Origin of the sequence: Roseobacter ponti (assembly GCF_012932215.1) — a bacterium.
GTDB lineage: Bacteria > Pseudomonadota > Alphaproteobacteria > Rhodobacterales > Rhodobacteraceae > Roseobacter > Roseobacter ponti.
In genome coordinates this window covers 719,927-746,160 of record NZ_CP048788.1, presented here as the reverse complement: position 1 = coordinate 746,160, position 26,234 = coordinate 719,927, and the positions used below count along the sequence as shown (strand labels likewise).

At 59.5% G+C, this 26,234-nt stretch carries 27 protein-coding genes; 12 read left to right on the top strand and 15 right to left on the bottom strand.

Features of this window, described 5'->3' with window-relative positions:
* Nucleotides 1-445 precede the first annotated feature (445 nt).
* Nucleotides 446-1,741: an HlyD family type I secretion periplasmic adaptor subunit gene (locus tag G3256_RS03705; RefSeq protein WP_169639545.1), complete on the bottom strand. Its 1,296-nt coding sequence runs from the start codon at nucleotides 1,739-1,741 to the stop codon at nucleotides 446-448.
* Nucleotides 1,734-3,422 carry a type I secretion system permease/ATPase gene (locus G3256_RS03700; RefSeq protein WP_169639544.1) on the bottom strand — a complete coding sequence of 563 codons (1,689 nt, stop codon included), beginning with the start codon at nucleotides 3,420-3,422 and terminating at the stop codon, nucleotides 1,734-1,736. Before G3256_RS03700 ends, G3256_RS03705 begins: the two co-directional genes overlap by 8 nt.
* A 761-nt stretch (nucleotides 3,423-4,183) precedes the next feature.
* Between G3256_RS03700 and G3256_RS03695 the strand changes: the two genes are divergently transcribed.
* Entirely contained in the window at nucleotides 4,184-4,930 is a 747-nt protein-coding gene (locus G3256_RS03695) for an outer membrane protein (RefSeq protein ID WP_246227763.1), read from the top strand.
* 177 nt (nucleotides 4,931-5,107) lie between these two features.
* Nucleotides 5,108-6,259: a BamA/TamA family outer membrane protein gene (locus G3256_RS03690; RefSeq protein ID WP_169639543.1), complete on the top strand. Its 1,152-nt coding sequence runs from the start codon at nucleotides 5,108-5,110 to the stop codon at nucleotides 6,257-6,259.
* A gap of 117 nt (nucleotides 6,260-6,376) precedes the next feature.
* Here the strand turns inward: G3256_RS03690 and G3256_RS03685 are convergent, their stop codons facing one another.
* The 8 genes from G3256_RS03685 to G3256_RS03650 form a co-directional block, all read right to left on the bottom strand.
* Nucleotides 6,377-6,877 carry a nuclear transport factor 2 family protein gene (locus G3256_RS03685; RefSeq protein ID WP_169639542.1) on the bottom strand — a complete coding sequence of 167 codons (501 nt, stop codon included), beginning with the start codon at nucleotides 6,875-6,877 and terminating at the stop codon, nucleotides 6,377-6,379.
* Nucleotides 6,878-7,233: 356 nt separating this feature from the next.
* Nucleotides 7,234-7,920, bottom strand: coding sequence for an alpha/beta hydrolase family protein (locus G3256_RS19190; protein WP_246227761.1), 687 nt, complete (start codon nucleotides 7,918-7,920; stop codon nucleotides 7,234-7,236).
* Between the two features lie 92 nt (nucleotides 7,921-8,012).
* The gene (locus G3256_RS03675) at nucleotides 8,013-9,185 is read right to left on the bottom strand and encodes a tetratricopeptide repeat protein (protein WP_169639541.1); all 1,173 of its coding nucleotides are present in this window, start codon (nucleotides 9,183-9,185) and stop codon (nucleotides 8,013-8,015) included.
* Nucleotides 9,186-9,356: 171 nt separating this feature from the next.
* Nucleotides 9,357-9,608 (bottom strand): adenylate/guanylate cyclase domain-containing protein, encoded by a 252-nt coding sequence (locus tag G3256_RS03670; protein WP_169639540.1) that lies wholly within the window; start codon nucleotides 9,606-9,608, stop codon nucleotides 9,357-9,359.
* A 139-nt stretch (nucleotides 9,609-9,747) separates the two neighbouring features.
* Nucleotides 9,748-10,722 carry a metallophosphoesterase family protein gene (locus G3256_RS03665; protein ID WP_169639539.1) on the bottom strand — a complete coding sequence of 325 codons (975 nt, stop codon included), beginning with the start codon at nucleotides 10,720-10,722 and terminating at the stop codon, nucleotides 9,748-9,750.
* Nucleotides 10,709-12,169 carry a hypothetical protein gene (locus G3256_RS03660; RefSeq protein WP_169639538.1) on the bottom strand — a complete coding sequence of 487 codons (1,461 nt, stop codon included), beginning with the start codon at nucleotides 12,167-12,169 and terminating at the stop codon, nucleotides 10,709-10,711. Before G3256_RS03660 ends, G3256_RS03665 begins: the two co-directional genes overlap by 14 nt.
* Entirely contained in the window at nucleotides 12,166-12,813 is a 648-nt protein-coding gene (locus G3256_RS03655) for a protein-tyrosine phosphatase family protein (protein ID WP_169639537.1), read from the bottom strand. The genes G3256_RS03660 and G3256_RS03655 overlap by 4 nt, the downstream gene beginning before the upstream one ends.
* A 50-nt stretch (nucleotides 12,814-12,863) precedes the next feature.
* Nucleotides 12,864-13,619 carry a heparan-alpha-glucosaminide N-acetyltransferase gene (locus G3256_RS03650; protein WP_246227759.1) on the bottom strand — a complete coding sequence of 252 codons (756 nt, stop codon included), beginning with the start codon at nucleotides 13,617-13,619 and terminating at the stop codon, nucleotides 12,864-12,866.
* Nucleotides 13,620-13,781: 162 nt separating this feature from the next.
* Between G3256_RS03650 and G3256_RS03645 the strand changes: the two genes are divergently transcribed.
* A complete protein-coding gene (locus G3256_RS03645; RefSeq protein WP_169639536.1) occupies nucleotides 13,782-14,075 on the top strand; it encodes a hypothetical protein in 294 nt (97 codons plus the stop codon).
* Nucleotides 14,076-14,130: 55 nt separating this feature from the next.
* Here the strand turns inward: G3256_RS03645 and G3256_RS03640 are convergent, their stop codons facing one another.
* A complete protein-coding gene (locus tag G3256_RS03640; RefSeq protein WP_169639535.1) occupies nucleotides 14,131-14,304 on the bottom strand; it encodes a hypothetical protein in 174 nt (57 codons plus the stop codon).
* A gap of 172 nt (nucleotides 14,305-14,476) precedes the next feature.
* Between G3256_RS03640 and G3256_RS03635 the strand changes: the two genes are divergently transcribed.
* From G3256_RS03635 to G3256_RS03620, 4 genes are all read left to right on the top strand, one after another.
* The gene (locus G3256_RS03635; RefSeq protein WP_169639534.1) at nucleotides 14,477-15,088 is read left to right on the top strand and encodes a hypothetical protein; all 612 of its coding nucleotides are present in this window, start codon (nucleotides 14,477-14,479) and stop codon (nucleotides 15,086-15,088) included.
* Nucleotides 15,085-15,267 carry a hypothetical protein gene (locus G3256_RS03630; RefSeq protein ID WP_169639533.1) on the top strand — a complete coding sequence of 61 codons (183 nt, stop codon included), beginning with the start codon at nucleotides 15,085-15,087 and terminating at the stop codon, nucleotides 15,265-15,267. The genes G3256_RS03635 and G3256_RS03630 overlap by 4 nt, the downstream gene beginning before the upstream one ends.
* Before the next feature lie 75 nt (nucleotides 15,268-15,342).
* Complete coding sequence (locus tag G3256_RS03625) at nucleotides 15,343-15,510, top strand: phospholipase D-like domain-containing protein (RefSeq protein WP_169639532.1); 168 nt, start codon at nucleotides 15,343-15,345, stop codon at nucleotides 15,508-15,510.
* A 45-nt stretch (nucleotides 15,511-15,555) separates the two neighbouring features.
* Nucleotides 15,556-16,359, top strand: a complete 804-nt coding sequence (locus G3256_RS03620; protein ID WP_206040788.1) for a phospholipase D-like domain-containing protein — start codon at nucleotides 15,556-15,558, stop codon at nucleotides 16,357-16,359.
* A gap of 31 nt (nucleotides 16,360-16,390) precedes the next feature.
* Here the strand turns inward: G3256_RS03620 and G3256_RS03615 are convergent, their stop codons facing one another.
* Complete coding sequence (locus tag G3256_RS03615) at nucleotides 16,391-17,146, bottom strand: hypothetical protein (protein ID WP_169639530.1); 756 nt, start codon at nucleotides 17,144-17,146, stop codon at nucleotides 16,391-16,393.
* A gap of 216 nt (nucleotides 17,147-17,362) precedes the next feature.
* Here G3256_RS03615 and G3256_RS03610 point away from each other — a divergent pair, with 216 nt between their 5' ends.
* The gene (locus G3256_RS03610) at nucleotides 17,363-18,271 is read left to right on the top strand and encodes an SdiA-regulated domain-containing protein (protein WP_169639529.1); all 909 of its coding nucleotides are present in this window, start codon (nucleotides 17,363-17,365) and stop codon (nucleotides 18,269-18,271) included.
* A 32-nt stretch (nucleotides 18,272-18,303) separates the two neighbouring features.
* Here G3256_RS03610 and G3256_RS03605 read toward each other — a convergent pair whose 3' ends face one another.
* Nucleotides 18,304-19,242: an ABC transporter ATP-binding protein gene (locus G3256_RS03605; RefSeq protein ID WP_169639528.1), complete on the bottom strand. Its 939-nt coding sequence runs from the start codon at nucleotides 19,240-19,242 to the stop codon at nucleotides 18,304-18,306.
* 379 nt (nucleotides 19,243-19,621) lie between these two features.
* Between G3256_RS03605 and G3256_RS03600 the strand changes: the two genes are divergently transcribed.
* Nucleotides 19,622-20,188, top strand: coding sequence for an outer membrane protein (locus G3256_RS03600; RefSeq protein ID WP_169639527.1), 567 nt, complete (start codon nucleotides 19,622-19,624; stop codon nucleotides 20,186-20,188).
* Between the two features lie 126 nt (nucleotides 20,189-20,314).
* On the top strand, nucleotides 20,315-21,364 hold the full coding sequence (locus G3256_RS03595) for a GFA family protein (protein ID WP_169639526.1): 1,050 nt from the start codon (nucleotides 20,315-20,317) through the stop codon (nucleotides 21,362-21,364).
* A 77-nt stretch (nucleotides 21,365-21,441) separates the two neighbouring features.
* Here the strand turns inward: G3256_RS03595 and G3256_RS03590 are convergent, their stop codons facing one another.
* On the bottom strand, nucleotides 21,442-23,070 hold the full coding sequence (locus G3256_RS03590; protein ID WP_246227757.1) for a L,D-transpeptidase family protein: 1,629 nt from the start codon (nucleotides 23,068-23,070) through the stop codon (nucleotides 21,442-21,444).
* Nucleotides 23,071-23,317: 247 nt separating this feature from the next.
* Here G3256_RS03590 and G3256_RS03585 point away from each other — a divergent pair, with 247 nt between their 5' ends.
* Together G3256_RS03585 and G3256_RS03580 are read left to right on the top strand one after the other, a co-directional pair.
* On the top strand, nucleotides 23,318-24,475 hold the full coding sequence (locus G3256_RS03585) for a M24 family metallopeptidase (protein ID WP_169639525.1): 1,158 nt from the start codon (nucleotides 23,318-23,320) through the stop codon (nucleotides 24,473-24,475).
* A 2-nt stretch (nucleotides 24,476-24,477) separates the two neighbouring features.
* Nucleotides 24,478-25,278, top strand: coding sequence for a carbon-nitrogen hydrolase family protein (locus tag G3256_RS03580; RefSeq protein ID WP_169639524.1), 801 nt, complete (start codon nucleotides 24,478-24,480; stop codon nucleotides 25,276-25,278).
* Nucleotides 25,279-25,486: 208 nt separating this feature from the next.
* Here the strand turns inward: G3256_RS03580 and G3256_RS03575 are convergent, their stop codons facing one another.
* Nucleotides 25,487-26,221, bottom strand: a complete 735-nt coding sequence (locus G3256_RS03575; protein ID WP_246227755.1) for a formylglycine-generating enzyme family protein — start codon at nucleotides 26,219-26,221, stop codon at nucleotides 25,487-25,489.
* Nucleotides 26,222-26,234 lie beyond the last annotated feature (13 nt).

The window sequence follows — 26,234 nt, the reverse complement described above, 5'->3', positions numbered from 1 at the left end:
TCGGCGTACAGCGGCAGCGCTGCTCAGGGCACTGCCTTATTTTAACCACAGTCAATCAATAAAGTTGGCAGCGTATCATCGCCTCCATAAATAACTCGCTGTCCAGCGTGGCTGACAGGTATGGGCGACGTCAATATCTATCGCTCTTCGGCGTCATATTAACGTAATTATTTGATTTAATTATATTTTTTACACAAGTTATCATTGTGTAAATTTTTGGATATCTCGTATTAATAGAACATCCCGGATAGGTAGAATTCCGCTTATGGCGTGCTGTCCGCTCTTCGAATCGGTAAGGAAAATAACCCGGGGATTACAGCACACAGAGAATCGTGACGCGGCGTCTGAGACAGGCGTCAGAAGGTAATCTGAGGGTCCGGTTCAGGGTGCCGGAGGACTGTTTTCAGCGGTCGGTACGGGCAGGTTTACCCGTCATGCAAACGGGTTATTCTTCCCGGAAAGCACGCTTGAAATAGATCGCTAGCGGCTGCACCATATAGGACATGGGCGTCCGCAGATCGGTTTTGATGTACGTTTCAACGGGCATACCAGGGATAAGATCCAGCCCGCTCAGAGCCTCCATGGAGGCGTCATCAATCGACACAACGGCCTCGTAAAAGGGCATGCCGGTGGTCTCATCAGTCGTCGCATCCGCCGAGACAACAGAGATCACGCCCGACCCTTCCGGCGTTGTGCGACGGCTGAAAGACGAGAAAATCAGTGCTACTTCCTGGCCCGGAAAAATCTGATCAATATCGGTCGGCTCAATCTTTGCGGAGATGTGCAGAGGCTGATCGCTGGGCACCAGGTAAAGCAGCGGATCAGCAGCACGGATCACGGCCCGTTCGGCGAAAACCTGAGAGCCGAAGACCACACCGCTGACCGGTGCCACGATGCTCAGCCGGCCCATGCGTTCCAGCAGAGCGATGCGCCTTTCGGTAAGTTCACGCTCGTTGACTTCCAGATCGCGCAACTGTGTGATCGCGCCTTCCCGGCGCTCGTCATCGAGGCGCAGCAGCTCAAGTTCAAGCGTCGAAATACGGGTTCGCGACTCGGCGATCTGTCCGCGCAGAGAACCGCTGCGCCCTTCAAGCTCGGCCGCAGACCGCTGCAGCTCCAGAAGCCGCGGAACCTGCACAAGCCCCTTTTCGACCAGCGTTTCAACATCTTTAATTTCGCGACCGATGAGACCGGCCTGGGTTTCGACAGCAGTCACCTGCGCCTGCAGGCTGTCGATCTTATCCTCGACCTGACGTTGCTGACGGCGGATCTGCAGTCTGTTCCGGTCGTTCGATTCAATGCGCGCCCGAAAAAGATCGAGCTGGCCGGCTTTCTGGTCCTCCACTTCCTGGCGGGAGATAAGAACAAATTCCGGCGCCGGCCCGTAGCTCAGATCAGTCGCGCCGTCGCGTTCGCTCTGCAGGCGCGCCTTGCGGACATATATTTCGGCAAGCTGGCCCTCAATCACGACCAGTTCGGTGCGCAGAAAGACATCGTCCAGCCGGATCAGCGTATCGCCTGCGGCAACCCTGTCCCCGTCCCGCACCAGAATATCCTGTACCACACCGCCATCCGGATGCTGTACGACCTGGCTGTCATTTTCGACCTGCAGCCTGCCATTGGCGATCACCGCGCCCGCGATTTCAGTATTCACAGACCAGTACCCCATGCCCCCGAGCAGAATGACGACCGATACGGCGCCGGTGATCAGGGGCCACTTTGCACTCCAGCGCTTACTCACCGACCGCTCCGATCTTCATGGATTTTTTTACCCGTTCCGCATTGGTCATCATCGACCTGATGATCTCGTCGCGCGGACCGTAGGCCGTGACCTTACCCCGCTCCAGCACCAGCAGTTCGTCGCAGGACTGAATGGCCGTCGGGCGGTGGGTCATGATGATGACGCTCCTGCCCTCTCTCTTCATCACGGCGATAGCTTCGTTAAGTGCATTCGAGCCTTCAGCATCCAGCGCCGAATTCGGCTCATCAAGGATCAGCAGGACCGGGTCACGATACAGCGCACGTGCCAGAGCCAGGCGTTGTTTCTGCCCACCGGAAAGCTGCGTGCTGGCAGGACCGATGATCGTATCATAGCCTTCCGGCAGCGACAGGATGATATCGTGTACCCGCGCTTTCTGTGCGGCGGCCACGATCCGGCCGGCGTCAGGTTCGAGATCAAGCTGCGCGATATTCTCCGCGATGGAAGCCTCGAAGAGCTGGATATCCTGGGGCAGATAGCCGACGTGCCGGCCCAGCGTTTCAGGCCCGTAGTGTGACAGGCTGGCACCGCCGAGGCGGACCTCTCCCTGCACCGGTGTCAGCAGCCCCGCGAGAACACGCGCGAGAGTACTTTTGCCCGACCCGCTGCGACCGATCACGCCAAGCGCGCCGCCCGGCTTTACGTCAAGACTGACCTGACTGAGGATCGCCGGATCACCCGGCCGGAAGATAACCGTCACATCACGCAGCGACAGATGCGCCTCAGGCTGCGGCAGTTCGGTCGTGGGTTCAGGTGCCGGCCGCTCGGCCAGCAGGATCTTTACATCCCGCCATCCGCGACGGGCACGCTGCACCATAGGCCACTGACCGATCGCCATGTCGATCGGCGCGAGTGCTCTGCCGAGCAGTATCGAGCCTGCGATCATCGCACCGGGTGTCAGCTGCTGCTGCAGGACCAGCCAGCCGCCCAGCGCCAGCATCGCCGATTGCAGAAACAGGCGGAACGCTTTGGTGAAAGACGAAAATGAACCGGTCCAGTCATTGGCCCCCATGGATTGAGTAAGGGCCTCGTCCTGCGCACGCTGAAAGCGGGCCAGCACAGCCGACTGCATCCCCTGTGCCCAGACGTATTCACTGCGGTCCGTAATGCTGCGCGCAAACCCCTGAGCCGATCCGGTCAGCGCATTGCCCTGCTCGGTTTTGCGGGCCGTCAGAAACTGGTTCAGCAACGCCACGACCACCAGCACACCGCCGCCGGCGACGGCAAGCCACCCCAGCAACGGATGAAACAGAAAAATCGCCGCAATAAAGAGCGGCGTCCAGGGCAGATCAAAAAGCGCCAGCAGAACAGGTGAACCGAGGAAGCTGCGCACGGCATCAAGATCCTGAATAGTGCCGGGCACAGGTTTCTTTTTAAGTGCGGACTGTTCAAGCAGCGCGCGCAGCACCGAGGGTGCAAGTTCGGACTGCACCTGCGCACCCACTCGCGCGATCGCGCGGCTGCGGGCGTACTCGAAAAGCGCGTAGAGCAGATAGAGCCCCGCCACCAGCGAGAACAGCGCCACCAGCGTTTCTTCTGACCGGGACGCAAGCACACGGTCATAGACCTGCAGCATAAACAGCGGCCCTGTCAGCATCAGCGCATTGGTAAAGACGCTGAACACAGCGACAGCACCGATTATTCCGTAAAAGCGCAGGTTCATCGTAGCTATTTTATACTCGGCAATGGAATGAAATTATTAAAGTCAGATTTTTGTTGCACGGTGTCCGGAAGCGGTCAAGCGCCTACAATTCAGGGTAGTACTCCGCCGGCTATTGTTTCCCACCTAACGACAATGGCACTTTTGATCGCGGTTTAAATCTCTGAAATTTCTGCGGCTGCATGAATCAGATCACAGGATCCGCCCGATTTTTCGAGGTGTGTCCAACAACCCTGCGGCGACTGCAGCATCGGGCTGATCAGGCCGATCTGCCACAACCCGACGCTGCCACATTGCGAGGTACCGGTCCTTCTGATGAGGCTTCTCTCTGCCAGTATAACCTGCCTGTTACGACATGCGGATTGCTGCAATGCTGATCCCTTCAGGGCGTCGGTGGCCCTGAAAACGATCAGCGCCGCCGGACCTCTCCAGTCAGCGATGTCACCCGGCCTGGCAGCACCGGGACCAACCACCGATAGTCCCACATATTCCGGCAGGAATCACTCAGGTTCCACCCACCCAACTGTGTCTTTTCTATGGCGCGCCCTCGGGCCGGACGATTCCCGCCCCCCTGATTCCGGATGCCCCGCACTCAACTATTTTACTATCACAATGATACTTTATGCATCCAAGAGCAGTGCCACGGCATTCAGGTACGTATGGTTCTTCGGTCAGAATAGTATTAGAATAACGTAATGCAATTCCGCCTTCGCCGCCTGTGCGCCATAGCCGAAACTCCCGGCACTTAACTACGGAACAGACAGATGACACCCAAGACCCTGACAGCAGCCCTGTGCACCTCAGGCATGCTTACCATGACACCCGCTATAACCCATGCTGAGGATGCCTGGCAGTTCTCAGGAACGTTCTATCTCTGGGGCGCCGAAACAAGCACGACGATTACCACGCCGGCAGGCTCAATCGGCGCTACGCTGAGTTTCAGTGATGCCCTGGAAAATCTCGACTTTGCTTTCATGGGATCTGTGGAAGCACGCTATGATCGCTGGAGCCTGATCACTGATATTGCCACCACAACCCTTGCGTTTTCGCAAACCACGCCCGGCACTAATTTCAGCGGCCTTGATGCAGATATCCGGACCACAGTTTTGAACGCTTATGCGCTGTATCGCACCTATGAAGATTCAGGAATGTCTCTTGATCTCGGCGCCGGCCTCCGGTGGTTTGAAACAGATACCACCCTTACCCTGCTGCCCGGTGCTCTTGCGGGGCGCTCAGCACAGGTCGACAACAGCTGGACTGATCCGGTCGTTGCGGCCCGGTTTTCTTACCAGCTGTCAGACCAGTGGACCGTTGTCTCGTTCCTCGATTATGGCGGTTTTCGAAGCAACAGCACTTCATGGCAGGCGCTGATCACTGCGCAATACGCGATTACCGACAGCTGGAGTCTTGTCGGCGGATACCGCTATCTCGACATCGATCACGACACCGGCACGCAGAATTTCAGCTTTTCACAATCCGGACCTGTCTTCGGCGCGACGTACCGCTTCTGAATGAGCAGCGTGGTCTGAATCACAGGAGACCCGCAGTCAGGAGAACTCCGGAGAGAAGCAGGTCGACACAGGCCACAGGCGATGCGTGAAAAATTCAGGCGCCGCGATAACAAAGCGGTATGTGTTTTCCGGCACGCTGCCCGATGCGTCAGGGCGCGACAGAAAAGGAGGAAAGGGATGAAAATAAATCTGCCGGCGCCTGTAGCAAAGTCCGCTGGTACGGGCGCGCGCACAACAACCGCCCTGCTCGCCGGCTTCCTTGTACTCGTCTCACCTTCGGCCTCACAGGCGCAGAACAAGCCTTTCGATCAGCCCGCAGATGTCATGAGCAGCACGCAACGCGAAGGCGTGGGTTTCCGGTCAGGCTCATTCATCGTCGCTCCCGTGCCCTTCGATAACCCGTCGCTGGGAACCGGCCTGGCCCTCGGCGGTGCCTATCTTTTCAAAAATGACCGCTTATCAGATGCCTCCACCCTGGCCTTCGGTGGGTTCCGGTCCTCCAACGGCAGTGAGGGATATGGCTTCGGGCTGAATCTGTCCTGGGACGATGACCGCTGGCTGGCGAAACTCGTGGTGGCGGACGCCGATCTGAACTTTGATCTCTACCCCTTCGGAACCCCGGTGCCGGTCAGCCAGACAATCAGCGGCGTCAGCTTTGAACTCGCTTACAGCCCCGTCAAAAACTACCGCTTCGGCGGAACAGTCGCATACGGAGAATACAGACTGAACCCAGGGGCAGGGGCCATTCTGTCCTCGGTTTCAACGGCAGATGCCAGCCTTGATATCGCACGGGTCAGCGGGTTCGGGGAATACGACACCCGCGACGATACGATCTACCCCACCACCGGGTCGAAGATCACCGGCACGATCACCCGGGGCATGTTCATCGACCTTGGGCGCGATGCCTATACGAAAGCGATTGTTTCAGGGACCCGGTACTGGTCCTGGGGGTCGGCGAGCGTGGTTGCGGCGCGTGCGGTCGCCTGCCAGACCAGCGACGGTGCCCCGTTTTTTGACAGCTGTTCTCTGGGGACCACGGATAATTTCCGGGGCTACGTCTCGACGGAGTTCCTGGATGACGCGCTGATCTCTTTTCAGGCTGAATACCGCGGGCGGCTGACGGGCCGGATAGGCCTCGTTGGCTTTGCCGGAGCCGGTTCCGTCGGCGATGATCTCGGCGATGCTGCCGGCGGAGACTTCAGAGCCGCCGCCGGTGTTGGTCTGCGCATCCGTCTGTCCAAAACCTTTCCGCTGGATTATGCAATTGACCTCGCCACGAACGAACGGGGCGAACAGCTTCTTTACATCAGCGTCGGGCAGCGATTTTAGGATCGCCCGAACAGAAAGCCCGAGTGCGGCAGGATCAGTTGCGTTTCCGGCCAGAGCCGGCAGACACCACGGAGCCTGCACTCTTCTCGAAAGCAGGCGTGCGTGCGATCAAGGCGTTTATCTGGCGCGTTCCATGGCCTCGGCGGCAGGAGCACGGTCCCCGGTTTCGCCTGTCATATCGAACTCCATACGAGTGACGCGCCAGCCCGATCCGATCATCGTAAGATCCCGGATATAGGTGCCGACAGGCCGCCACAGCCTGTCTCCGATCCAGTGGCGACTATCCACAAAGGCACTTGCAGTGGCGGTGTCGCCGTCGATGGTGACAGTAACGTCGCCCAGCTCATACCATGTCGCATCAAATCCCGGAATGATGCCACCCCAGGCCTCCATCAGCGCCGCCGGTTTCATAGTCGCCGGCGCACCGTCCCGGAGAGATGTGTATTTGATCACGACCTGCGGCACGAAGGCCGCCTCAGCCAGATCATAGGCTGCGCGGTCAACAGCAAGCGGGATTGATGAGACGAGCGTGATGATCCTCGACTCTTCCGGGTGGCCCGCCGCGGACGGGGTACCGACAACGAGGGCGGGCTCGTGATAGTAGCCGCCTTTGGGCATCGGTACGCCGGAGGCTCCCTAAGGTCCCGCGGCGGGGATGATCTCACCGCCTGCGGCTTCTGCCGCGCGGGAGAGATAAATCAGGCTCTCCTCGCCCTCCCGGCCCCACAGACCGCCTCAAAGATTTCTGCATCCTGCAGCCAGGGGGCGACGAGGCCAGTGCGCTGCACCAGATCGTTTCCGGCGACGGCGTCAACGATGTACCCCGCAGAGGCGAAGTTGCCGAGCCCGCGGATCTGCGCCGGGTCCACTTCGGAAAGGGTCGCGACAAACTCAAAAGCCGCCCGGATGTCCGCGGTTTTGGCCGCCGGGCTTTCACCACAGCGGACACGATCCGGCAGATCCCCGGATTTACCTCATCCGCTAAAGTCAAAGGTAACGGCAGCAAAGCCGCGCTCCACCATCTCGCGGGCATAAACCGCGGGCATCTGTTCTTCGACAGAGGTCCATGCGCCGGTCACCACAACAGCCGGCAGAGCGGAACCATCGTGGCCCTCGGGAAGATAGAGCGTGCCGGTCAGCTCTGCACCTTCGTTTTCAAAGGTCACGGTACGGCTCATGGCCTCAAACATCGCACCGGAGGTCATATCATCATCTTCCAGCGCGTCGCGCAGCATTACGCCGGCCGCGCAAAGCTCCGGTTCATGAAACACGGGAAAATCCCGGAACCGTTGCGGGTCAGGCAGAATGCCAAGTTCCGACCGGGCGAATTTCTCAACTTTCACCGGATCAGGCGTAACAACGATGACATCCGATGTATCGAACCGGCGCCAGCCTGATCGCATGCCGGCCGGTGTGACAACGATTTTATCCTTGTGAAAGATGAGATCATGCAGTTCGCCGTCGCGCCTGTTCTGCACCCGGTGCGCACGCTCCTGCAGATCAAGCAGCAGGTGATGTTCGGCAAATATATCTTCGGGCATCTCATCCGGCGGGGCCTGAAAACACCGCACAAACATCGGCGCCGCCGCGGACACATGCTCCTGCGCGTCGCTGTCCATAAGGGGCATCGACGGATAGATATCTTCGTAACGACGCGGCACAGGGGGCTCGTTCCAGAACTCTTTAATCTAAAGCGGCAAGGGGATTTGGAAACCGGCAGTCCGCCGTGTTTCTGCCGCTCCCCCGCACTGGTTCAATCCGTCATTCCGGCTTTACGCAGCCCCGACGCAGGCATCTGCCAGTCAGACCTGCGCCGCCACATCGTACCGAAGCCTGAGGCCATCGTTGCAAAAGTCTCATCCACGGCGGCTATCCCGCGGCCTGCAAGTTCCTGGCGGCGATGAGTGATGAAAGCACGCAGAGCGTCTTTTGCCTCTTTTCTGGGCCGGGCATGTGCACAGGCCGCGGTCAGAAACGCGTCGGCCAGCGAGTTCAGGCGCGCCTCCCCGATCAAATGACCGAGGGCGGCGTCATAATCGCCGCTGAAAAACCGGAGCTGCCCCATGATCCGGTCCGGTGCCGGCGGGTGCAGCGGATCAAGCCGCATCGCTTCAGCAACGATCTTTCCGGCCCGGGCGTGCTGACCGAGCAACAGAAACCCGTAACCGCACCAGGCCATGGAGTCCGCCTCATTCACGATCATCGGGAGAGTTTTGCTGAACTGTGCATCCGCCTGATCCCACTGACCGGCGCAGAGGTAAGCATAGCCGGGCTGATCCTGAATATTGACATCCCTGTTGTCCGGCGCTGCCCCCTTCCGCGCAATCTCCAGCGCATGTGCGGGCGCATCCGGGTCCGCCAGACCCAGCCACAGATCGACAACGTATGTATCGGCCAGGTACATGTAAACGCGCGCATAATCCGGATCGAGCTGCAGTGCTTTTGCAAAATACGTCCGCGCAGAGGCATTGTCTGCGGCATTCAGCCCGTCGCGCAGGGCTTTGCCTTTCAGCAGCAGTTCACAGGCCTTCATGCACGCGGTCGGTTTCCGGCTGAGCCTGTCGGCCACGTCGTGCTGCACGCGTCCCGGCAGCACCGCGATGATGCTCCGGGTCACTTCGTCCTGAACGGCACAGAGGTCCTCGAAATCGCGGTCATAGCGATCGGCCCAGATATGTTTGCCGGTGTCTGCCGCGATGAGCTGTACGGAGACCCGAATTCTGTTCCCGGCGCGGCGCACGCTGCCTTCAACCAGATACTGCACGCCTGGCCGCGAGGCGATCTCCTGCTCGGTCAGATCCGGCTGCCGGAACCGGAACGAAGAATTGCGCCCCGTCACAAACAGCGTCCTGAACCGGGAAAGGCCGGTGATGATATCCTCGGCGATCCCGTCGCTTAAAAACTGCTGGTCGGGATCCCCACTCATATTGGTAAAGGGCAGGACGGCGACAGAAGGCTTCTCCTGCGCAGGCTGTGCGGCAGGCGTAACCGCAGACGGTGCCCTGGCCGCGCCCTCCGGCGACCACTCAAAGGCATGAACCGGCTGCGCGATGTTCTTGAGATGCTGTGCACCGGCATCTGAAAAGCTCTGCTTTAACTACGCGCTCAGGCTCTCGAAAACGAGGGAAGAAATACAGATACCGCCCGGATACGCACAGCCTTCAAGCCGCGCTGCGATGTTCACGCCGGTGCCGTAAACATCCTCACCCTCAATGATCACATCGCCCAGGTGTATGCCGATGCGCAGGATGATGTCTGACGCTTCCCCGGCAAGAGCCTCCTGGACATCGATGGCGCATTGCACTGCGTCGATCACCGAAGCGAACTCCACAAGGCTGCCATCGCCCATCAGTTTGACAAGCCTGCCCCGGTGCGCTGCGATCTGCCGGCGTCCGTCGGACTCAGGGGAGGGCTTGTCTGCGCAGACTATCGACCGAAACCGGCACACAACACCGACCCTGTGCCTGTTCAGGACAGCCACTGACGTCTTACCTTCCGGACACACTCACCTTTTGGGTCGGCGCGAGGTCAAGCCGTGTCAGCACCGCGTCGGGCGAGCTGATCCGGCGCGGCAGCGTCGTGAAATCGACCGGCGCGTCAAACGCACGGCCCTCGAATGCTGACACCTGGATGTTTCCCGTTGCGGAGATGTCGATCAGCGTGAATCCCGGCGATGACTTTGCGCTTTCTCCGATCAGCGCGCGCGGCCCTGAACCGAGGCAGGCCTGCGAGACATAGGCGACCCCGCCTTCTGATCCCGGGTAGAATGCGTGATGGTGCCCTGACAGATGCAGATCAATCTGCTGGTCCTGAAAAAACCGCGCCACGGCAGCATCGCCGATAATCTGCGTTTCCCGACCCTGTGCAAAGGGCCACAGCGGCAGATGGCTGAAGACAATGCGGGCTGAGATATCGTCTGTCCCGAGCGCGCCGAGCCATGCCCGCTGCGCAGGGTCAAGACTTCCGACCACCGTTGCGTCCAGCGATATGAACTGCACACCGGCCATGTTGAAGGCATAGTGAAACGGATACGCGCCGCCGGGCACAAACTGAACCTCAGGAACCCGGTTCCGCCACTCGTCTGCATAGATGCGGCGTTCCTGCTCAAACCCGGAATATCCTGATGCATCGTGATTGCCCGGCGTTACGGCAAGAGGAATGCCCGCACGTGCCAGCGGGACGCTGACGACTCCGTGAAACGCGCGCCACATCGCGCGAACCTCTGCCTCACTCAGATGCGGCCGGCGCTGCCCTGCCACCATATCACCGGTCAACAGTACGAGATCGGGCTCAAGCGCAATGATCCGCTCAACTGCCGCGCTGACACGGGGGTTATATACCACGGACCCGTAAGATCCGTTCAGATCCGAGATGACCGCGACACGAAGCCCGTCGGCCAGAGCCGGGACAATACTGAACAGAAACAGCAGTGCGGCGATAAGAGCAGTTCTAATTGCCGTCACAGGACACCTCTTGCGGGGTCACCGAACCCTTTGCGAGAAACATGCGCGGATCAAGGTCAAAAATCAGCTCTCCCCTGTCACATGTGGCGCGCAGAATATCCGTCGCCAGTTGGGTGTTTTTCACGACCTGCTGCACCTGACGGTCGGTAAGCCCGAAGCTGTTCTCCGTCCACTGATAGACCGGCCCCTGTGCCGCCAGATCGGTGTTCAGCGCCATCAGACGGCGATAAACCCCTGCATCGAAATGCCGGAACTTTTCCAGCATCTTCGTGCTCTTGGCGAAATTCGCATATTGCACCCGTCCGCCGGCATCATTGTCGTTCAGGTTGGTGCGTCGCAGCAGGATGGCCGCCTGCGGCACCGACCCGTCGCCCGGTTCGTGATGTTTTGCCTTTTTATGTTTCAGATCGTCGCCTTCGACCCAGTAATAATAGGGTGTAAAATCAATGTTGCCGACACGGTCCTGCTGACTGAAGATGAAATCCAGCAGGACGATTTCGGATATCTCGCGCATCCAGAACGCCATCTGCGCGGGCGTCACGTCCGGACCGAGATCTTTGCTTATCTGCGGATCTTTGCGGCCCTCAGACAGACCATCGGCAATGGCCTGAGGCAGCGGCGCCGGCGAGCGCAAAGCGAGAAAGGCCGGTGTTTTCTGAAAATCGTTGTTCTGGCCCTTGCCCCATCCGGATTTCCGGGTGCCGTTAATCTCCGAGCCATAACGGTGGCCGGGGCTGTTGAGCAGCACACCGTAAATCTGTGTCCTGTCCGCTGTAAAAAGATCATCAACGGGCGTATAGCTTTGAGGTTTTTCGTCGGCCGCGACCAGATAGCGCCAGCCCTCATGGTTCATCCGCGCAGATCGGTTATGCCCTGAGATCGCAAGCCCGGGGCGTGCAACTTCGGCGGCGTGCAGCGTGCTGTCCATCGTGCGCCAGACCGCCACCGGCACCAGCACCTCCGTGCCGAAGTAGCGCGAGAAGTGATAATAGAGCAGTGGCGACGGCGAAAACGTACCGCTCGTGCCGCTCTGATTCATCGTGACCTTGTATTTTGCAAGCGTATCTCCGGCGAGGTTTCTGGCGGATTTACCCTCCTTGCAGGCGTTGCGTTCAAACGCGGCACGATCACTGGCATAGGGGCCCGATGCGACATCATAGATCATCATGCCGGGGCTGGTGCTCCAGGTCTTGGGACACAGAGCAACCGCAGGGGCATAAAAATCGATGCTGCAATAGTCGCTTTCGGTCTTGCGGTCACTTTTTGAATACGTCCCCTGCGGGACAGGCGCAATTTTCACGCAGCGCTCAATCGTGCCGGCAGGCGTCTCAAAGCGGGTCTCATCGCCCTGCACCTGATCGCCGGCCTGAGCGACCTGCAAAGACGCAATGACAAGAGCCGCGGAACTGAGTACGGATCGGATGCGGCGCGGTCCCGGAACACTCATCTGGGGCAGATCGCCTGTTGTTCGGCAGCGGAGATATTCAGTGAAGCATCCACCTTAAAGCGCTCAAACTTGCCATCGATCCACTTGTCACAACCACCTGAACAGGGGGCCCCGTTGCGCGCCTCGTTCCAGTAGGCTTTGGCGCGGTCCTCAGACCAGCCGCAGAACTGCACCAGCGCCATGGCCGAAAGCGCACCCGAAGAATGTACACCCCACATGCAGTGCACCAGCACCGGCCCTTTTCCGGGCGCTTTGATCACATCATGCACCGCCTTCATCACGCTGGCCGGTCGTGATGAACGGGCCGCAGCATAGCTCATCTGCCCCTTTGCACAGGATGCGGCGGAGTAGTCGGTGTTTTTGCCGAAATCAGCATAGAATGCCTGGGAAAATCCGTCCTCGCACAGCTCCTGGCGCTGCGATGAACCAAGCCCCGTCCGGGCCTTGTCCCCGCCCGAGAAGCCGCCGCGATAGAGCACACCGCTCAGAACCGGACGGAAAAAGGCCATGCCATCGGGTGCATCACCGACATTGCGCACCATCATCTCGTTCTCAGACGGGCCTCCGGAGCGGGCGGTAAAATCCTGCGCGGCAGCCAGAGAGGTGCTCATCACGATCACCAGTATTGCGGTCAGAAATCTCATTTGGTCCTCACTTTCCAGTTCAGGCGGCAACACCTGCGGACAGTCCCGGTTCAGGACACCAGCGTCACACCTGTCCAGATTAGACCCAGCAGGATCGGTTGATGCAACAGGTAAATGGTCAGGCTGTGCCGGCCCGGCCAGGCAAGAAAAGCCGCCCCTTTCGCATATGGTGCAGAAAGCGCGACACCTGGCCGGTGTCTGCCCGGTCGCAGCATCTGCGCGGCTGCCAGCCCTGCCAGAAACAAGCCCGACCAGGGCAACACGGGAATATAATCGAGTGCCGGCGGGGTCGCCGTCGCAAGGCCTGTCCAGAGCAGAAGATCCGCATTAAAAAGATCGGAGCGCAGATGGTCCGGCGCCATCATAAAGACGATGGCAAGACCGGCGTTGACCACAGCAGGCAGCCGCAGACACAAAAGCCCCAGCACGCCCGACAAAGCGATGCAGTGCAGAATGCCGAACCTGATGAAGTTTTCAGGAAACACAACAAAGGTCGCTAGCGACACCAGCGCTGCGGCAAGGCACAGAACCACGAACCGTCGCAGAAAGCTGCGCCACCTTACGCCACCGCCATGCGCGAGCCGGAAGCTGATCCCGGCGATAAAAAGGAATGATCCGGCAACGAGGCTGGAAAAAACGTCCCATCCCCCTGTGACTGTGGTGCCGCGCGGCAGTATCCCGAAGATCTCCAGATCGTGGAAAAAATGAAAAACGACCATCCCGAGCAGCGCCGCTGTTCGCGCGATATCAAGCCACAAGAGCCTCCCACCGGTGCTGCCGGCGTCATTCTGCAGGGACTCAGACAAGGATCTGATGCCCTTCGGATACGATCCGGGGCCTGCTCATATTTCCTGAAAATTCTTTACTCACCGGTGCTCATTCTCTTTAACTGGTGCGGGCCTTTGTTCTGTAAACTGTTTCATCATCTGGTGCGCTGCCCGTGAAAGAAAGAACCAAAAGGAAAACTCATGAAAAAAATCATTTTTGCTGCAACCGTCATTGCTCTTCCGCTGGCCGGATGTGTCGAGGACACAGGATCAGCAGGCACGCCCGCAGTGGGCAGCAGTTCCGATCTGTCAGCCTTCGAGGGCGCCAAAGCAGGCCAGGCCGAAATGGGTATTCAGAACCTCGGGTATGAGCTCATCCGGTCCGAAGGACTGACGTCCTACTGGTTCAATCGCAGCACCGGTGCCTGCGCCGAGATCACGACTTCGGACGGACGCTATTCGTCGATCAATATGCTGCCTGCAGGAGACTGCTGAAACGCAAACCCGGCGGCGCGGCGTTTGTCATGAAAGCGGCGCCGTCTTCATCCCGTCAGCTGCCGTATGGCCATATCAGATTCAGGATCGCCATGGCGACGAACACACCGAAAAATATCGGCCAGCTCCATTTGCCTTTTTCATGCTCGTATCCGAATTTGCGCAGTGCAAAGATAACCCCGAGAATAATGATCGCGGATACGAGTGCGTGAGCGAGATCGAATTGCATTTACTGTCTCCTTAAGACCGGCACAGTAACAGAAACAGATTTTTTCGGTCCTGTCACGCTTTGTCCGGAACATATTGTTCTTTAACAGCGGCTGGTTAGGGTGTTGCTTTTGGAAATTGTAGGCGCGACTTCAATGCGGTAGTTTTCCGACGGGAAGCGAAGGAAAAAGCACATGAAAACTCTAATAACTATCATTTCACTGTCCGCAGTTATTACCGGCACATCCGCTGCTGCAATGTCCGATGCAGACGATGCATGTATTGACCACCTGCGCGGCGTCGGAGGGCCTGACGGGCAGTCCGGCACGATTGAGAGTTCCGAGTTTTCCGAGGCCGGCACGCTCGTAATGCTGCGGGATGCGGGCGGAACGCTCTGGCGGTGCATCGCTTACAGCGATGGTGCGATCGGTGATTTTGCGGCGGTGGAGGCCATGGATGACGGCGGCGGCGCGATGGCCGGGGCTGACGGCGCGACACAAACACAGCGGGTTGCCTTTGACGCCGGCACAACCGGCGCGGAACTGACCGGGACACTCGCTCCCGGCGCCACGCGGCAATATGTTCTCGGCGCTGCAAACGAGCAGTATCTTTTTGTGCGCGTGGCCCCCCGGAACGGCACGCTTGACTATGTCATCCGCAATCCGGACGGCTCCGAACTGCTCGGGCTCATGAACGCCGGCCAGGAGTATCGCGGCCAGCTCTGGCAGAGTGGTGATCACGTGGTTGAGGTCATCAACCGCAGTAATGCTTTGGTGGAATACAACGTTATCTTTGGCATCGAGTGATCCGAACGCCCACCCTGCCCGCGACCAGCGGTCGGATCGCAACGGCCCTGGCGACGGTCAGAGCTGTGCGCGCGCTTGCGGGGCTTCTGTCGCTGTCACTGCTCCTGGGTTGCTCCGCACTGCAACCCGTAGAGATTGCCGATGAAACCAGCCGCGCACCCGCGCAGACCGGCGTCTGAGCTGAGATTGAAGAAATCCGGGCAGGCGACTGGCAGATCCTGAACCTCGGCGAATTCAGCCGTGTTGACCACGGCATGCACAACAAGACCATGATGGTCGACAATCAGGTTGCCATTATCGGCGGACGTAACATCGCCGATGAATACTTCGGCCTTAGCGGCGGCGGTAATTTCCGGGATATGGAATTGCTGGTCGGCGGACCGGTCGCCCGGAAATCATCTCAGGTTTTCGACGCCTGCTGAAACGATAACTGGTCGTTCCTGGTGGACAGGATTGCGCAGGCCAGGGTGGCCCCCACATCCCATGAAAGCGACGCTCCGTGGCAGGTTTCGCGCTCCCTTTTCCCTGCTGAGACAGAGCAGGAGCGAGCTTTCGCATGGCGACGCGCTCTGCGCAGCTCCTGTACCGGGCGGGCAGAGCTTATCGCAGATACACCGCCCGCTGAGAGTGCGGCGGCACCGTCGGACCGGCCCGTTCAGGTGGCAAACCGCATCCTGCAGCTTATTGCAGGCGCACGGCGCGACATCACTATCATGACGGCCCGTCTGATCCCGTCCCCGACGGTCACGGATGCACTGAAAACTGCGGTTGAGCGCGGCGTGACAGTGACGATCCTGACAAATTCTGTCCGGTCCAACAATCATCTCGCGGGTCACAGTGCGTATCGCGAGCACATCCGTGCACTGATGTCCTCAGGTGTCAGCCTGCATGAACTGCGCGCCGACGCCCCGAGCCGTAAACGCTATATCACCGCGCCGGTGGAAGACAAACGGCTGGCGCTGCACGCGAAATATCTGATCATCGACACCGATACCGTCATGATCGGGAGCGCCAACATCGACCCCAGGTCGCTGCGTCTCAATACCGAGGTGGGGCTGATTGTGCGGGACCGCCGCGTGAACAGGGCGATCAGAGATCTCACCGCGCCGGATCTCGGCACATCCAACGCCTGGCGACTCGAACTGACAGCGGACAACATGCTGATATGGGTCGGCGACGATGTGGTGCTGAACGCGGAGCCGGCCGCGTCCTTTATGCAGCGCATCGAAGACTGGTTTTTTGCCCTTCTGCCCCGCGACGGCGAGCTTTAAACGGGCGTGACGACAACCCGCCCGCAGACGCTCAGAGCCTGATCTTACATTCTGTCCCCGCAGGGACAGCATCTGTGAGCAGGGTCTCAATTTCCTGTTCAGACAGGCTGCCTGAAACCTGATAAACCACAGTTATTCCGGTTTTGCCTGCGACATGTTTCTGGTGAATGACTTTCCAGCCCGGCCCCGACGTTGCCTCCTTGAGCAGCCGGAATGCCTCCATCACATCCGGCTCGCTGTCTGCTTTCAGCGACACCTCAACACCTTTCGTGCGCCCGCCGATCCAGATGAACACCCAGGCCACGATGGCCAGCAGAATAGCCATAACCGGCAGGTCCAGCCCGATGGCCAGACCGATCACAGTCACAAGGATCATCTCCACCGTGTCGACAGGATCTTCCAGGTTAGAGCGGAATCTCAGCAATGCGCCGATACCGAACACGACAAACCCGATGATGTACCCGTGCTGTATCACAAGAAAACCGACCGCCATGCCGATCAGCGCGTAGAGGAAAAAGAGCCGCGGCATCAGCAGATCATCAAGGGTCCGTCGCGATGCCTGACGGACCGGGTGAAAGACGATTGCCCAGGTCAATATTACGGTGGTCAGGACGTACATTCCGAAAGTAATGAGCTCATCCAGGTCCCGGATCTGTCCCCAGCCGCCGGCAGTGATATCGACCTGCGCGGGCATGGCCATCGACTCCGTCCCCGGCAGCATCTGCGCCTGTGCGATCATCGGCACAGCACAGGCAAAAACCGAAAAAAGGACTATGCGCAATTTCATTTCACGGGACTTTCCGGGGCAGAGACGTATCATAAACCGGGTTCACCGGTGCGTTACACGTTCCTTTTCAGGAACGAAATGTCAATAATGCAGGCTGAACCCGGATCTGACTGCGGCGCTGGCGCATCTCGTCAGGGGTGTCACCCCGGTGGTGGTTCGGTTGTGACGGCGCGGGTTCAGAGCCCGGCAGAGCAATGCTGATGAGAGAGACCCGCAATGAAGAGCGACCGGCAACACCCGCCGATGCATAAAAAGTACCGGCGCGGCGCGGCTCTGCACTTCCTGCCGGTACTTTTCGTTTGCCTCCTCGTATCCTGGGCCAGGGCGTCTGACGGTGAAGCGCTTCGCCTGATGGACTCGCAGAAAATCTATGACGCCTCAGAGCAGTTCACAGAACCGTCCGGCCTCGCCCGGAGCCTCGACGGCACCCGCTTTTATGCAGTGAGCGACAACACAGGTGCCATATTTGTCCTGGATGATGAGGGGAGTGTCGTCGACCGCATCAATCCTGACTTTCCGGTCCGGGATCCCGAAGGCATCGCGGTTATGCCCGACGGTGTCCTTCTGGTTCTTGAGGAGGGAGCACGATCGGTTGCTGTCATTGATCCGGCCAGTGGCCGGCGGATCAGAACGGCAGAGATGAGAGACCTGGCCGGTATCGATGCCGTCCGGCAGCACCTTAGTGCCGCGCCGAAAAATAAAGGGTTCGAAGGCATCGCGGTTCACCCGGTCAGCGGCCACATATTTATCGCAAATGAGACAGAGCCGCGCCTGCTGCTCGAAATCAGTGCGGACTTTACCAGGCTTCTTCAGTGGTGGATCCTCGGGCGCGACGCAGGCTTTTCCTCTCCGCACGCGCGCGACGACGAGATGGATCTGTCGGGGCTGACGATCGACGGAACCACAGGGGACATCCTGATCGTCAGCGACACCGGCAGATCACTGTTCAGGATGAACCCGGACACGCAGGAGGTTCGGCGCTTTGACCTGCCCGGCAGCAAAAAGCACAAACCAAAACTGCTGAAAAACGCCGAAGGTGTTGCTCTGAGTTCCGGGGCTGACAGGCTCTTTGTTCTGACAGATGATGGCAGATCATCCCGGCTTGTCACCTATGAATGGCCCTGACGACACTGTGAAAATCAGGCCTGTGATGCCGGTCAGCTCTGCGGCTCACGGACCGGCTGGCCTGCATAGAGAGACATATCGCGCAGAAGCTCAAATTTGACCCGGTTCGCGCTGACCTGCCGGTAGAACGAAATCAGAAACGTCGTCGGACCCTGCAGCCTGCTGAGCCCCATCGTCGCCGCCACCACTGTGCCGACATCCGTCTGTCCCCGTAAGATAAACAGACCGCCAAGCATGAACACGGAAACCGTACCCGCTGCGTTGATCAGACTGAGGACAAATTTAGTCGAAAGTTTCCATCTGAACATTGAACGCCGCGCACCGTAAATACTGTCAAAATCTTCCAGCACCGATGCTTCGACAGCACTGATATCGCTGGCCGTGATTTTGTTGGTGGCGCGCCGCAGGAGCCTCACGCGGCCGGCAAGCAGCATGTTCACTCTGCGCTGCGTAAAAAGGACGATGGCGATCTGAGGCGCGATCATCGCAAGTGCAAGGATGCCCAGTCCCGGCTGTGTGGAAGCAACAAAACCGACCACACTGATCAGCGTGCCAAACTGCATCACAGGCTCCGAAAACGCGCTGCCGGTGAACTTTCCAAGCTCCTCTGCCTCGCTTGATATTGCGGTCGACAGGGTGCCGGTAAGGATATCGCGGTGCATACTCTGCTTCGCTGCGGCATCGGTCAGAAGTCTTTTACGGATCAGGCGGATCACATCTTCGCCCAGCAGCTGCGACCGGTAACCCATCAGCCATTTAAGCCCGAGGCTCAGCATGATGACACCCATCATCCCGGCGCCCAGCAGGAAAAGCTCTGACGTATCAAACGACGCTTCCGTCAGCAGGTTCACAATTTCCTGCTGGAATTTAAGGGGGGCTGCCGCCAGCGCCGCAATCGCAACGGACAGAACGATCAGTAAGATCTGCCGCCGCCCGCTGACGCGCCAGATTGCTGCATAGAGGGAGATCATTGAACGTGCGCCTTTATCTTTGTGTTCAGTTTTCGCGCAGCAACCGGGTACGCGCAAGTGAGTGGCGCAGTCTTTGGCGATGGCCCCCTGCACCAGAGCAGGTCCCGGGCCTGCTCGGGATGTATTGCCGCCGGCATTGGGTTCGCACAAAGAGAAGTTCCTGCCCCACCGGGTCCGGTGACTTTCCGGAACAGAGCGGCGCGACACGCAAAGAGATGTGGCCGGACAAACACATTCTCCGGTTGAAATTAACTGTCCGTCCTGGCATCGGGCAGCCTCGAGCCGCATAACGAGGCAAGGTAAAAAAATCTTTTGAGGACGACACGATGAGCATGAAATCAACTAAAATTCGACGGTGATCGCATCTGCGGTCGCTGTGATGGCCCCTCCCGCGTTTGCCGGCAGCCTGACAGAACCGGCACCTGTCGCCGCCCCGATCGCCCCCGCCCCGGTGATCAGCACCGGCGGCGACTGGACAGGTTTTTATGCCGGTGTCCAGGTCGGCAATCTTGACATAGGTGGCAGCAACCTTGCGAACGAACTGGGCGGCGATGATACCGCATACGGTCTGCATGCCGGCTATAACTACGATTTCGGCCGGTGGGTTCTGGGCGGCGAGCTGGATTATGACTGGACCGATGTCGATCTGGATGATGCCGGCGTGGCCCTCGGTGAAACCGTCGATTCCGTCTGGCGTGCAAAGCTGCGCGGCGGCTATGACTTCGGCAGCGTGCTGCTGTTCGGAACGCTCGGATACGCGGATGTGGACACGTCGTTCGGCAGCGAGGGCGGAGATTTCTACGGGGTTGGCCTGTCCTACAAACTTACCCCGCAATTCATCCTGACCGGCGAATACCTGAAACATAACTTTGACGACCTGACCGGCGTCACCGGTTTTGACGCCGAAGCGGATTCTATTTCACTGCGCGCCTCCTGGCAGTTCTGAACGAAGCGGACCATCAGGTTCATTCCGGCGGGGGTGCAGATCTCCGCCGGAATATAATTATGACGCGATCCATGTTAATGAGATGCGGTGCCCCAGAGGGGGGGCCAGCAGCTCAAAGGACCGCACATGGAACGCAGACTGGCGGCCATCCTCGCCATTGATATCGTGGGCTTTGCAGGGCTTGTGTCACGCGACGAAAGCGGAACACTGACACGCTTGGAGCATTTCAGCCGCGATGTGATCGGCATGCAGGTCGAAGCCAACCGGGGCCGGGTCTTTAAATCCACCGGTGACGGTTTCCTCGCCGAATTTTCCAGCATCATCGAAGCGGTCAACTGCGCCGCAGGTATTCAGAGAGCCGCCGCACTCGAAGCGCACCGGTCAGATACGGGCGATTTTTTCGTGCTCCGGGTCGGCGTGTCGCTTGGTGATGTGGTGGTCCGCGGCGCGGATCTTCTGGGCGAAGGCGTCAATACCGCCGCACGGCTTGAAGCAATGGCCGAACCGGGCGGCATCGCTGTCTCGGGCGAAGTGATGGCCCAGATCAAAGGCAAAGTTGATCTCCCGCTGGAAGACTGCGGACACAAACGCCTCAAAGAGACAGACACGCCGATCCATGTTTTCATGACACGCTCCGGACCGGGCAAAACGGCGGGTTTTCTCGACTTCGGCGATGATGAACTTGCGGGTACACTGATCACGGGCGGCTGTCTGTGCGGCGCCATCCGGTACGAAATCACCGCCCCGCCGATCAGCACCGGATACTGCCATTGCAACTGCTGCAAGAAGTTCTCCGGGTCGGCGGTGAACGCATGGGCGGCTTTTCCCGCCTCTGCCGTCCGGTTCACCAATGCTGAACCCCGTTGCTTTGCATCATCGCCTATAGCGCAACGCGGATTCTGCCCGGACTGCGGTGCCGGCCTGACCTACAGGCTGGTCCGGCCGCGCGAGACTGCGTATCTGGTGATGCACACGTCCAGCCTCGACACGCCGGAAAACTTTGCGCCATCGGTCCATTCCGGCATGGAGAGCAAGCTGCCCTGGTTCGACATACTGGATGATCTGCCGCGCACACGGTCTTCGGAATCGCGGGTCCTGCAGGAGGCCTGGTCGAGCGTGGGTCTCGATGATCCCGCAACCTGGGGCCCGCTGGCCCGGGCGCCGGAGGTTTTCTGACCGGCTGACAGACTGCTGACACACAAACGGTTTCAGATGTGGCCGGGGCTCTTGCCCATGAGAGATCGTGATCCGGTTTACCGGTTCAGGGCGTCCAGAACGGCGGCGTCACGGTCATAAGGATCTTCGCGAAAATGCACGCTGCCGTCCTCGACCCACGCCGTCCAGTATGTCAGCAGAACCGGCACCGGCTCACGAAGATCGATCCGCGTGGTTTTACCACTTTCGAGAATGGCATTCATCCGCGCGAGGCTCCAGTCAGGATCGCTTTCCATCAGCAGACTGGCAAACTCGAACGGATATTCGAGCCTTACGCATCCGGAGCTCATATTGCGCTCGTTGCGGTCAAAAAGGCCGCGTTCGTTGGTATCATGCAGATAGACGGCATGTTCATTGGGAAACATGAATTTCACCAGACCAAGTGCATTCTGCGGCCCGGGTTGCTGCACGAGAGTCACGCCGGGATTATCCTCCGCCCAGTTCACCGCGGCGGCATCCACGGGGCTGCGGTCGTCGCTGCGCACCACAGTATAGTTGTTGCGCGCCAGGTATCCCGGGTCTTTGCGGATCCGGGGCAGCTTGTCATTGCGGAAAATCGAGGCGGGCACAGTCCAGGTGGGATTGAATTCCATATACCGGATTTCATCCCGGAAAACCGGCGTTTTCCGGTAAGCCGATCCGGTGACTGAACGCGTGCTCCAGATGGTATCGTCCGAGGTGACGTAATAGGTGCGGGCACCCGCGATATTGACCAGCACAAACTCATCCCCGAGGTCCCGCATCAGCCAGCGCGCGCGCTCAAGGCTGAGCCTGAGCTGGTTCACGCGGTCGGCGGCCGTCCGGTTCAGAGACAAAAATGACCTCGGCCCGACCACCCCGTCAGCGTCGAGCCCATGCCGCCCCTGAAATGCTTTGACGGCTTCAACAAGCCCGGCGTCGTAAAAGGCAGCCCCGCCGGCCCCGGCGCTGACTGACGTTATGGCCGCCGCCTCACGTACCGCCCCCTCGCGCAGTAACCGCGCGCGCAGAACCGCAACCGCGGGATCCGTCATGCCCGGTTTCAGCACCGTCTGATCCGGTACAGAAGGCCATCCGCCGCTGTTTGCGATGTCTCTGTACTGCTCCAGCGCGTCAATCAGTTGCCGGTACTGCAGGGCATCGACATCAACACGCGCCATCAGAGCACTGAACCCTGCGCCATTGATGAATTCGTTCAGAACGGCTGCCGGCTCCTGCCGGATGACCGGTCTCGAAAAGTTCCAGTCGCTGTCAATGGCCGCAGGGTCGACCTTTCCGAAAAAGACGTGGTGGATCAGCTTTATCGCCGCATCGGTGGCCACAAGTTCAAATGCCGCGATGTCCTCCGGCCTGCCCGACCGGGCGGCATCGGATAATTCGTAAAGCCATGCCAGATTGAAATCGACCGGCCGGAAACCCTGGGCTAATCCACGGTTCAGTTCCGCAAAAAGCTGATCTCCGCTGGTTGTTCCGTACCAGGCGGGCGCATGACCGCGGCCCGCATAAAACGCAGGGATCAATACCGCACTGTCGAGCCGCGCATCAGCAGAATGACCGCCATCGCCACCCCGGAATGAGGCCGACAGTTTCTCAATTTCATCTTCAACCGGTCCGGCGACGAGGCTGCCCGAGAGACATAAGGAGAAAAGCAGCGCGCTGATCCGCATCACTGAAAAGACCTGTGGCATATGTGCGATAAATCCCCTGCAATGTGTGGGTTACAGCCGTGACAGCCACAGCGTCAGAATTCAAGAGTGCGCCCTGAGCAAACCGGCTTTCAGAAGGCCGGCAGCCGCTGCGCATCCTGCCGGCAGTACCCGGACCACAGGGCACGGCGAAGCCTGTGCCGAAAAACCCGGTCGGTGACATTATATTCGACATTTTTCGCCGGGTATGCCTTCTGGGAGCAACGCAGATCAGCTCCGGACTTTTATCATGCTCGACGAAGCCAGAACCCGAACCCGAACCCTCCGGACGCATATGAAAGCCGCCGGTATTCAGCGCGCGGTGTTCACAGATGAAAGCTCAATAGCGTATCTGGCCGGCTTCTGGGGTTATCTGGGTATCGAGTTTGGGCGACCGACGATGCTGGTCGTGTATGCCGATGACGCACCTGTGGTGATCACGCCTCTGATGGAAAGCGAGATGGTTGGTGCGATGACCTGGGTCGAGGACGTGCGCACCTGGGAGGATATCGGGCAGCAGACTTGGGGCCGGGCGCTGGCCGGTGCTCTGGGCAACCACCCCGAAGAGTTGTGGGTCGAGCGTGCCGGCATCCCGGCGATCGTGCGCAATTATCTTGATGAGACATACCCCGATGTGCCGGTCAGGGATATCTCGCCGGTGCTTGGTGCGATCCGGATGATCAAATCGCCTCTGGAAATCCAGGTGATGAAAGAAGCAGGTCAGATTGCAGCGGCGATGATGGCAGCCGCCCACGGCAGTCTGCGCGAAGGCGCACAGGAATATGAAAGTGCGCTGGCCGTGATTGATGCAGGCACCCGCCGGGCCGCCGGATTTCTGACGGATAAAGGCTGGGACCGGTTCGTCTCTCCGATGATCCATAATCTGCAGATCCTGCAAAGCGGCAGGGATACCTCCATGGTCCATCGCCGCGCCTCGGTGAAAGCCTATGAGCGGTCTGATCCGGTCTATTTCTGCTTTTGCAATATGGCGCAGTTCAAACAGTACAAACTGGGCTTTGACCGCATGTTCCACATTGGTGAGGTCCGTGACGATGCCGCCCGCGTTCAGCTTGCCGCAATCGAGGCGCAGCAGGCGGCAATCGCGGCAATCCGGCCCGGTGTCGAGGCGCAGCAGGTCGCAGCCGCCGCCAATGACGTCTATGCCGCGCGCGGGTATGAAACCGGGTACCGCACCGGGCGGTCCATCGGCGTGGCATATCTGGAGGCCCCTGAGCTCAAAGCCGGTGATACCACGATCCTGCAGCCCGGCATGACCTTTGCCGTGGACGGGGGTATTTCAATTGACGGTGTCACCGCCGGTCGCATCGGCGATTCAGTCGTGGTGACTGAAACCGGGTGCGAATACCTCACAGACTATCCGCGTGAACTGCTGGTCACAGAAGACTGACCATGAGGCGCACCTTCACTCTTGCGGTCGGACAGGCCCCGGCCGAACCCGGCACACCCAAAGAGCGCCTCGACTGGCTTGCCGGTATTCTGCCGGACGTGGCGACAGGCGGTGCAGATCTGCTGCTCCTGCCGGAACTTTTCGCGACCGGCTACAATATCGGGGCGCAGGTCGTACACAGAGCCGAACCCGCCGACGGCCCGGTTGCTCAGTCCATCAGCGCCATGGCAAAAGAGCACGGGCTTGCCATTCACTACGGATTTCCCGAGGCGGATGGCGGGGCTGTTTTTAACGCCGCACAGTGTTTCGGCCCGGATGGCATGCGTCTCGGCGGCCACCGCAAGCTGGTCATTCCGCCCGGCTTTGAACGCGATCACTTTTCCCCCGGCAAGGGGTGCGAAGTGTTCACCTATCGTGGCTTAAAGATTGCCACGCTGATCTGCTATGACGCGGAATTTCCTGAAACCGTCCGGCATGTGGCGTCTGCGGGAGCGGAACTGCTGCTGGTGCCCACAGCACTTGGGGCGCAATGGGCGTGGGTCGCTCAGAAAATGATCCCGACCCGGGCCTTTGAAAACGGGATATATCTCGCCTATGCCAACAGTGCCGGTACAGAGCACGGGCTTGCGTTTCTGGGCCAGAGCCTGATCGCTTCCCCTGACGGGCAGGAACTCGCGCGCGCCGGGGCAGAGGCCGGAGTGATCAGTGCCGTCCTGCATCCGGAAAAGGTCGCGGTCGCGCAGGCAAGACTGCCTTATCTGACAGACCGCAAACTGCTCGGCCCGGACATCGTCGGAGCGTAGATGACGGCATGGTCCGCAGACGCTTTGCTGAACCGGGTAGCGTCGTGACTGCAGCGCCGTGTGGTGCGCAAACCAGCGTCGGATCAGGCTGCGGTATTATCCTCAGCTGGCACGGGGTCGACTACGGTACCCCTGCGAACGGGACGATATGTAACAAGTGCAGGGAGCTTTTGTCTGACGCCCTCCCCTGCGCGTGCCCGTAAAGCGCTCAGACAGGGCTGTCAGACACAAGGCGCATCCCCAGGTGCGCAGGCGGTGAGCCAACTGCACAGCCGCCACGGGCAGGGTCGCGGATAAGATAGGACATCGCGGCCACATGTTCGCCCCCGACAAAGAAGGCCGGGCATCTGGCGGCCGCCTCCCCGGAATAACACTCCTGCGTCCACTCCCAGACGCTGCCATCCAGATCGGCGACACCCTCGGGTGAGGTCGAGAAACTGCCCCGGGGTTTCAGCGCCCGGGGCGCGTTCCCCTCGATCAGATAGGCTGAGGCCCAGGTCAGAGCCGGATCAGTAAACACCGGATCGGGCGCTTCCGGCAGCACTGATGCCGCCATCTCGCGCCACTCTGAAGCGGTCGGCAACCGGAAATCAAGGCCCGTCCTGCGGTTGATCCATGCGAGGTATTCACCGGCATCGACATAGCTGAGCCCGGTTGCAGGCGTTGTCGTCGGATCCTGTCCGGCCCGGACGCGCAATCTGAGCGAGCAGCCACCCTCCGCGACGCAGGTGTTCCACTCGGCCACCGTAACCTCGAAACGCTGCGCATAGATTTCTTTACCGCTCAACAGCGTAATCGGTGTGCTGACCATATCGGGCAGATAAGCAGGTTCGGGGCCACGCGCGAAGAGCATGGCCCCGACGGCAATCGCCGCCACAACGGCAAGCCCGGACAACACTGCGGCTGTCCTGAAGGGCTGTCCGATGCGTGCGGCGGCGATCATTTTTTATCTTCCT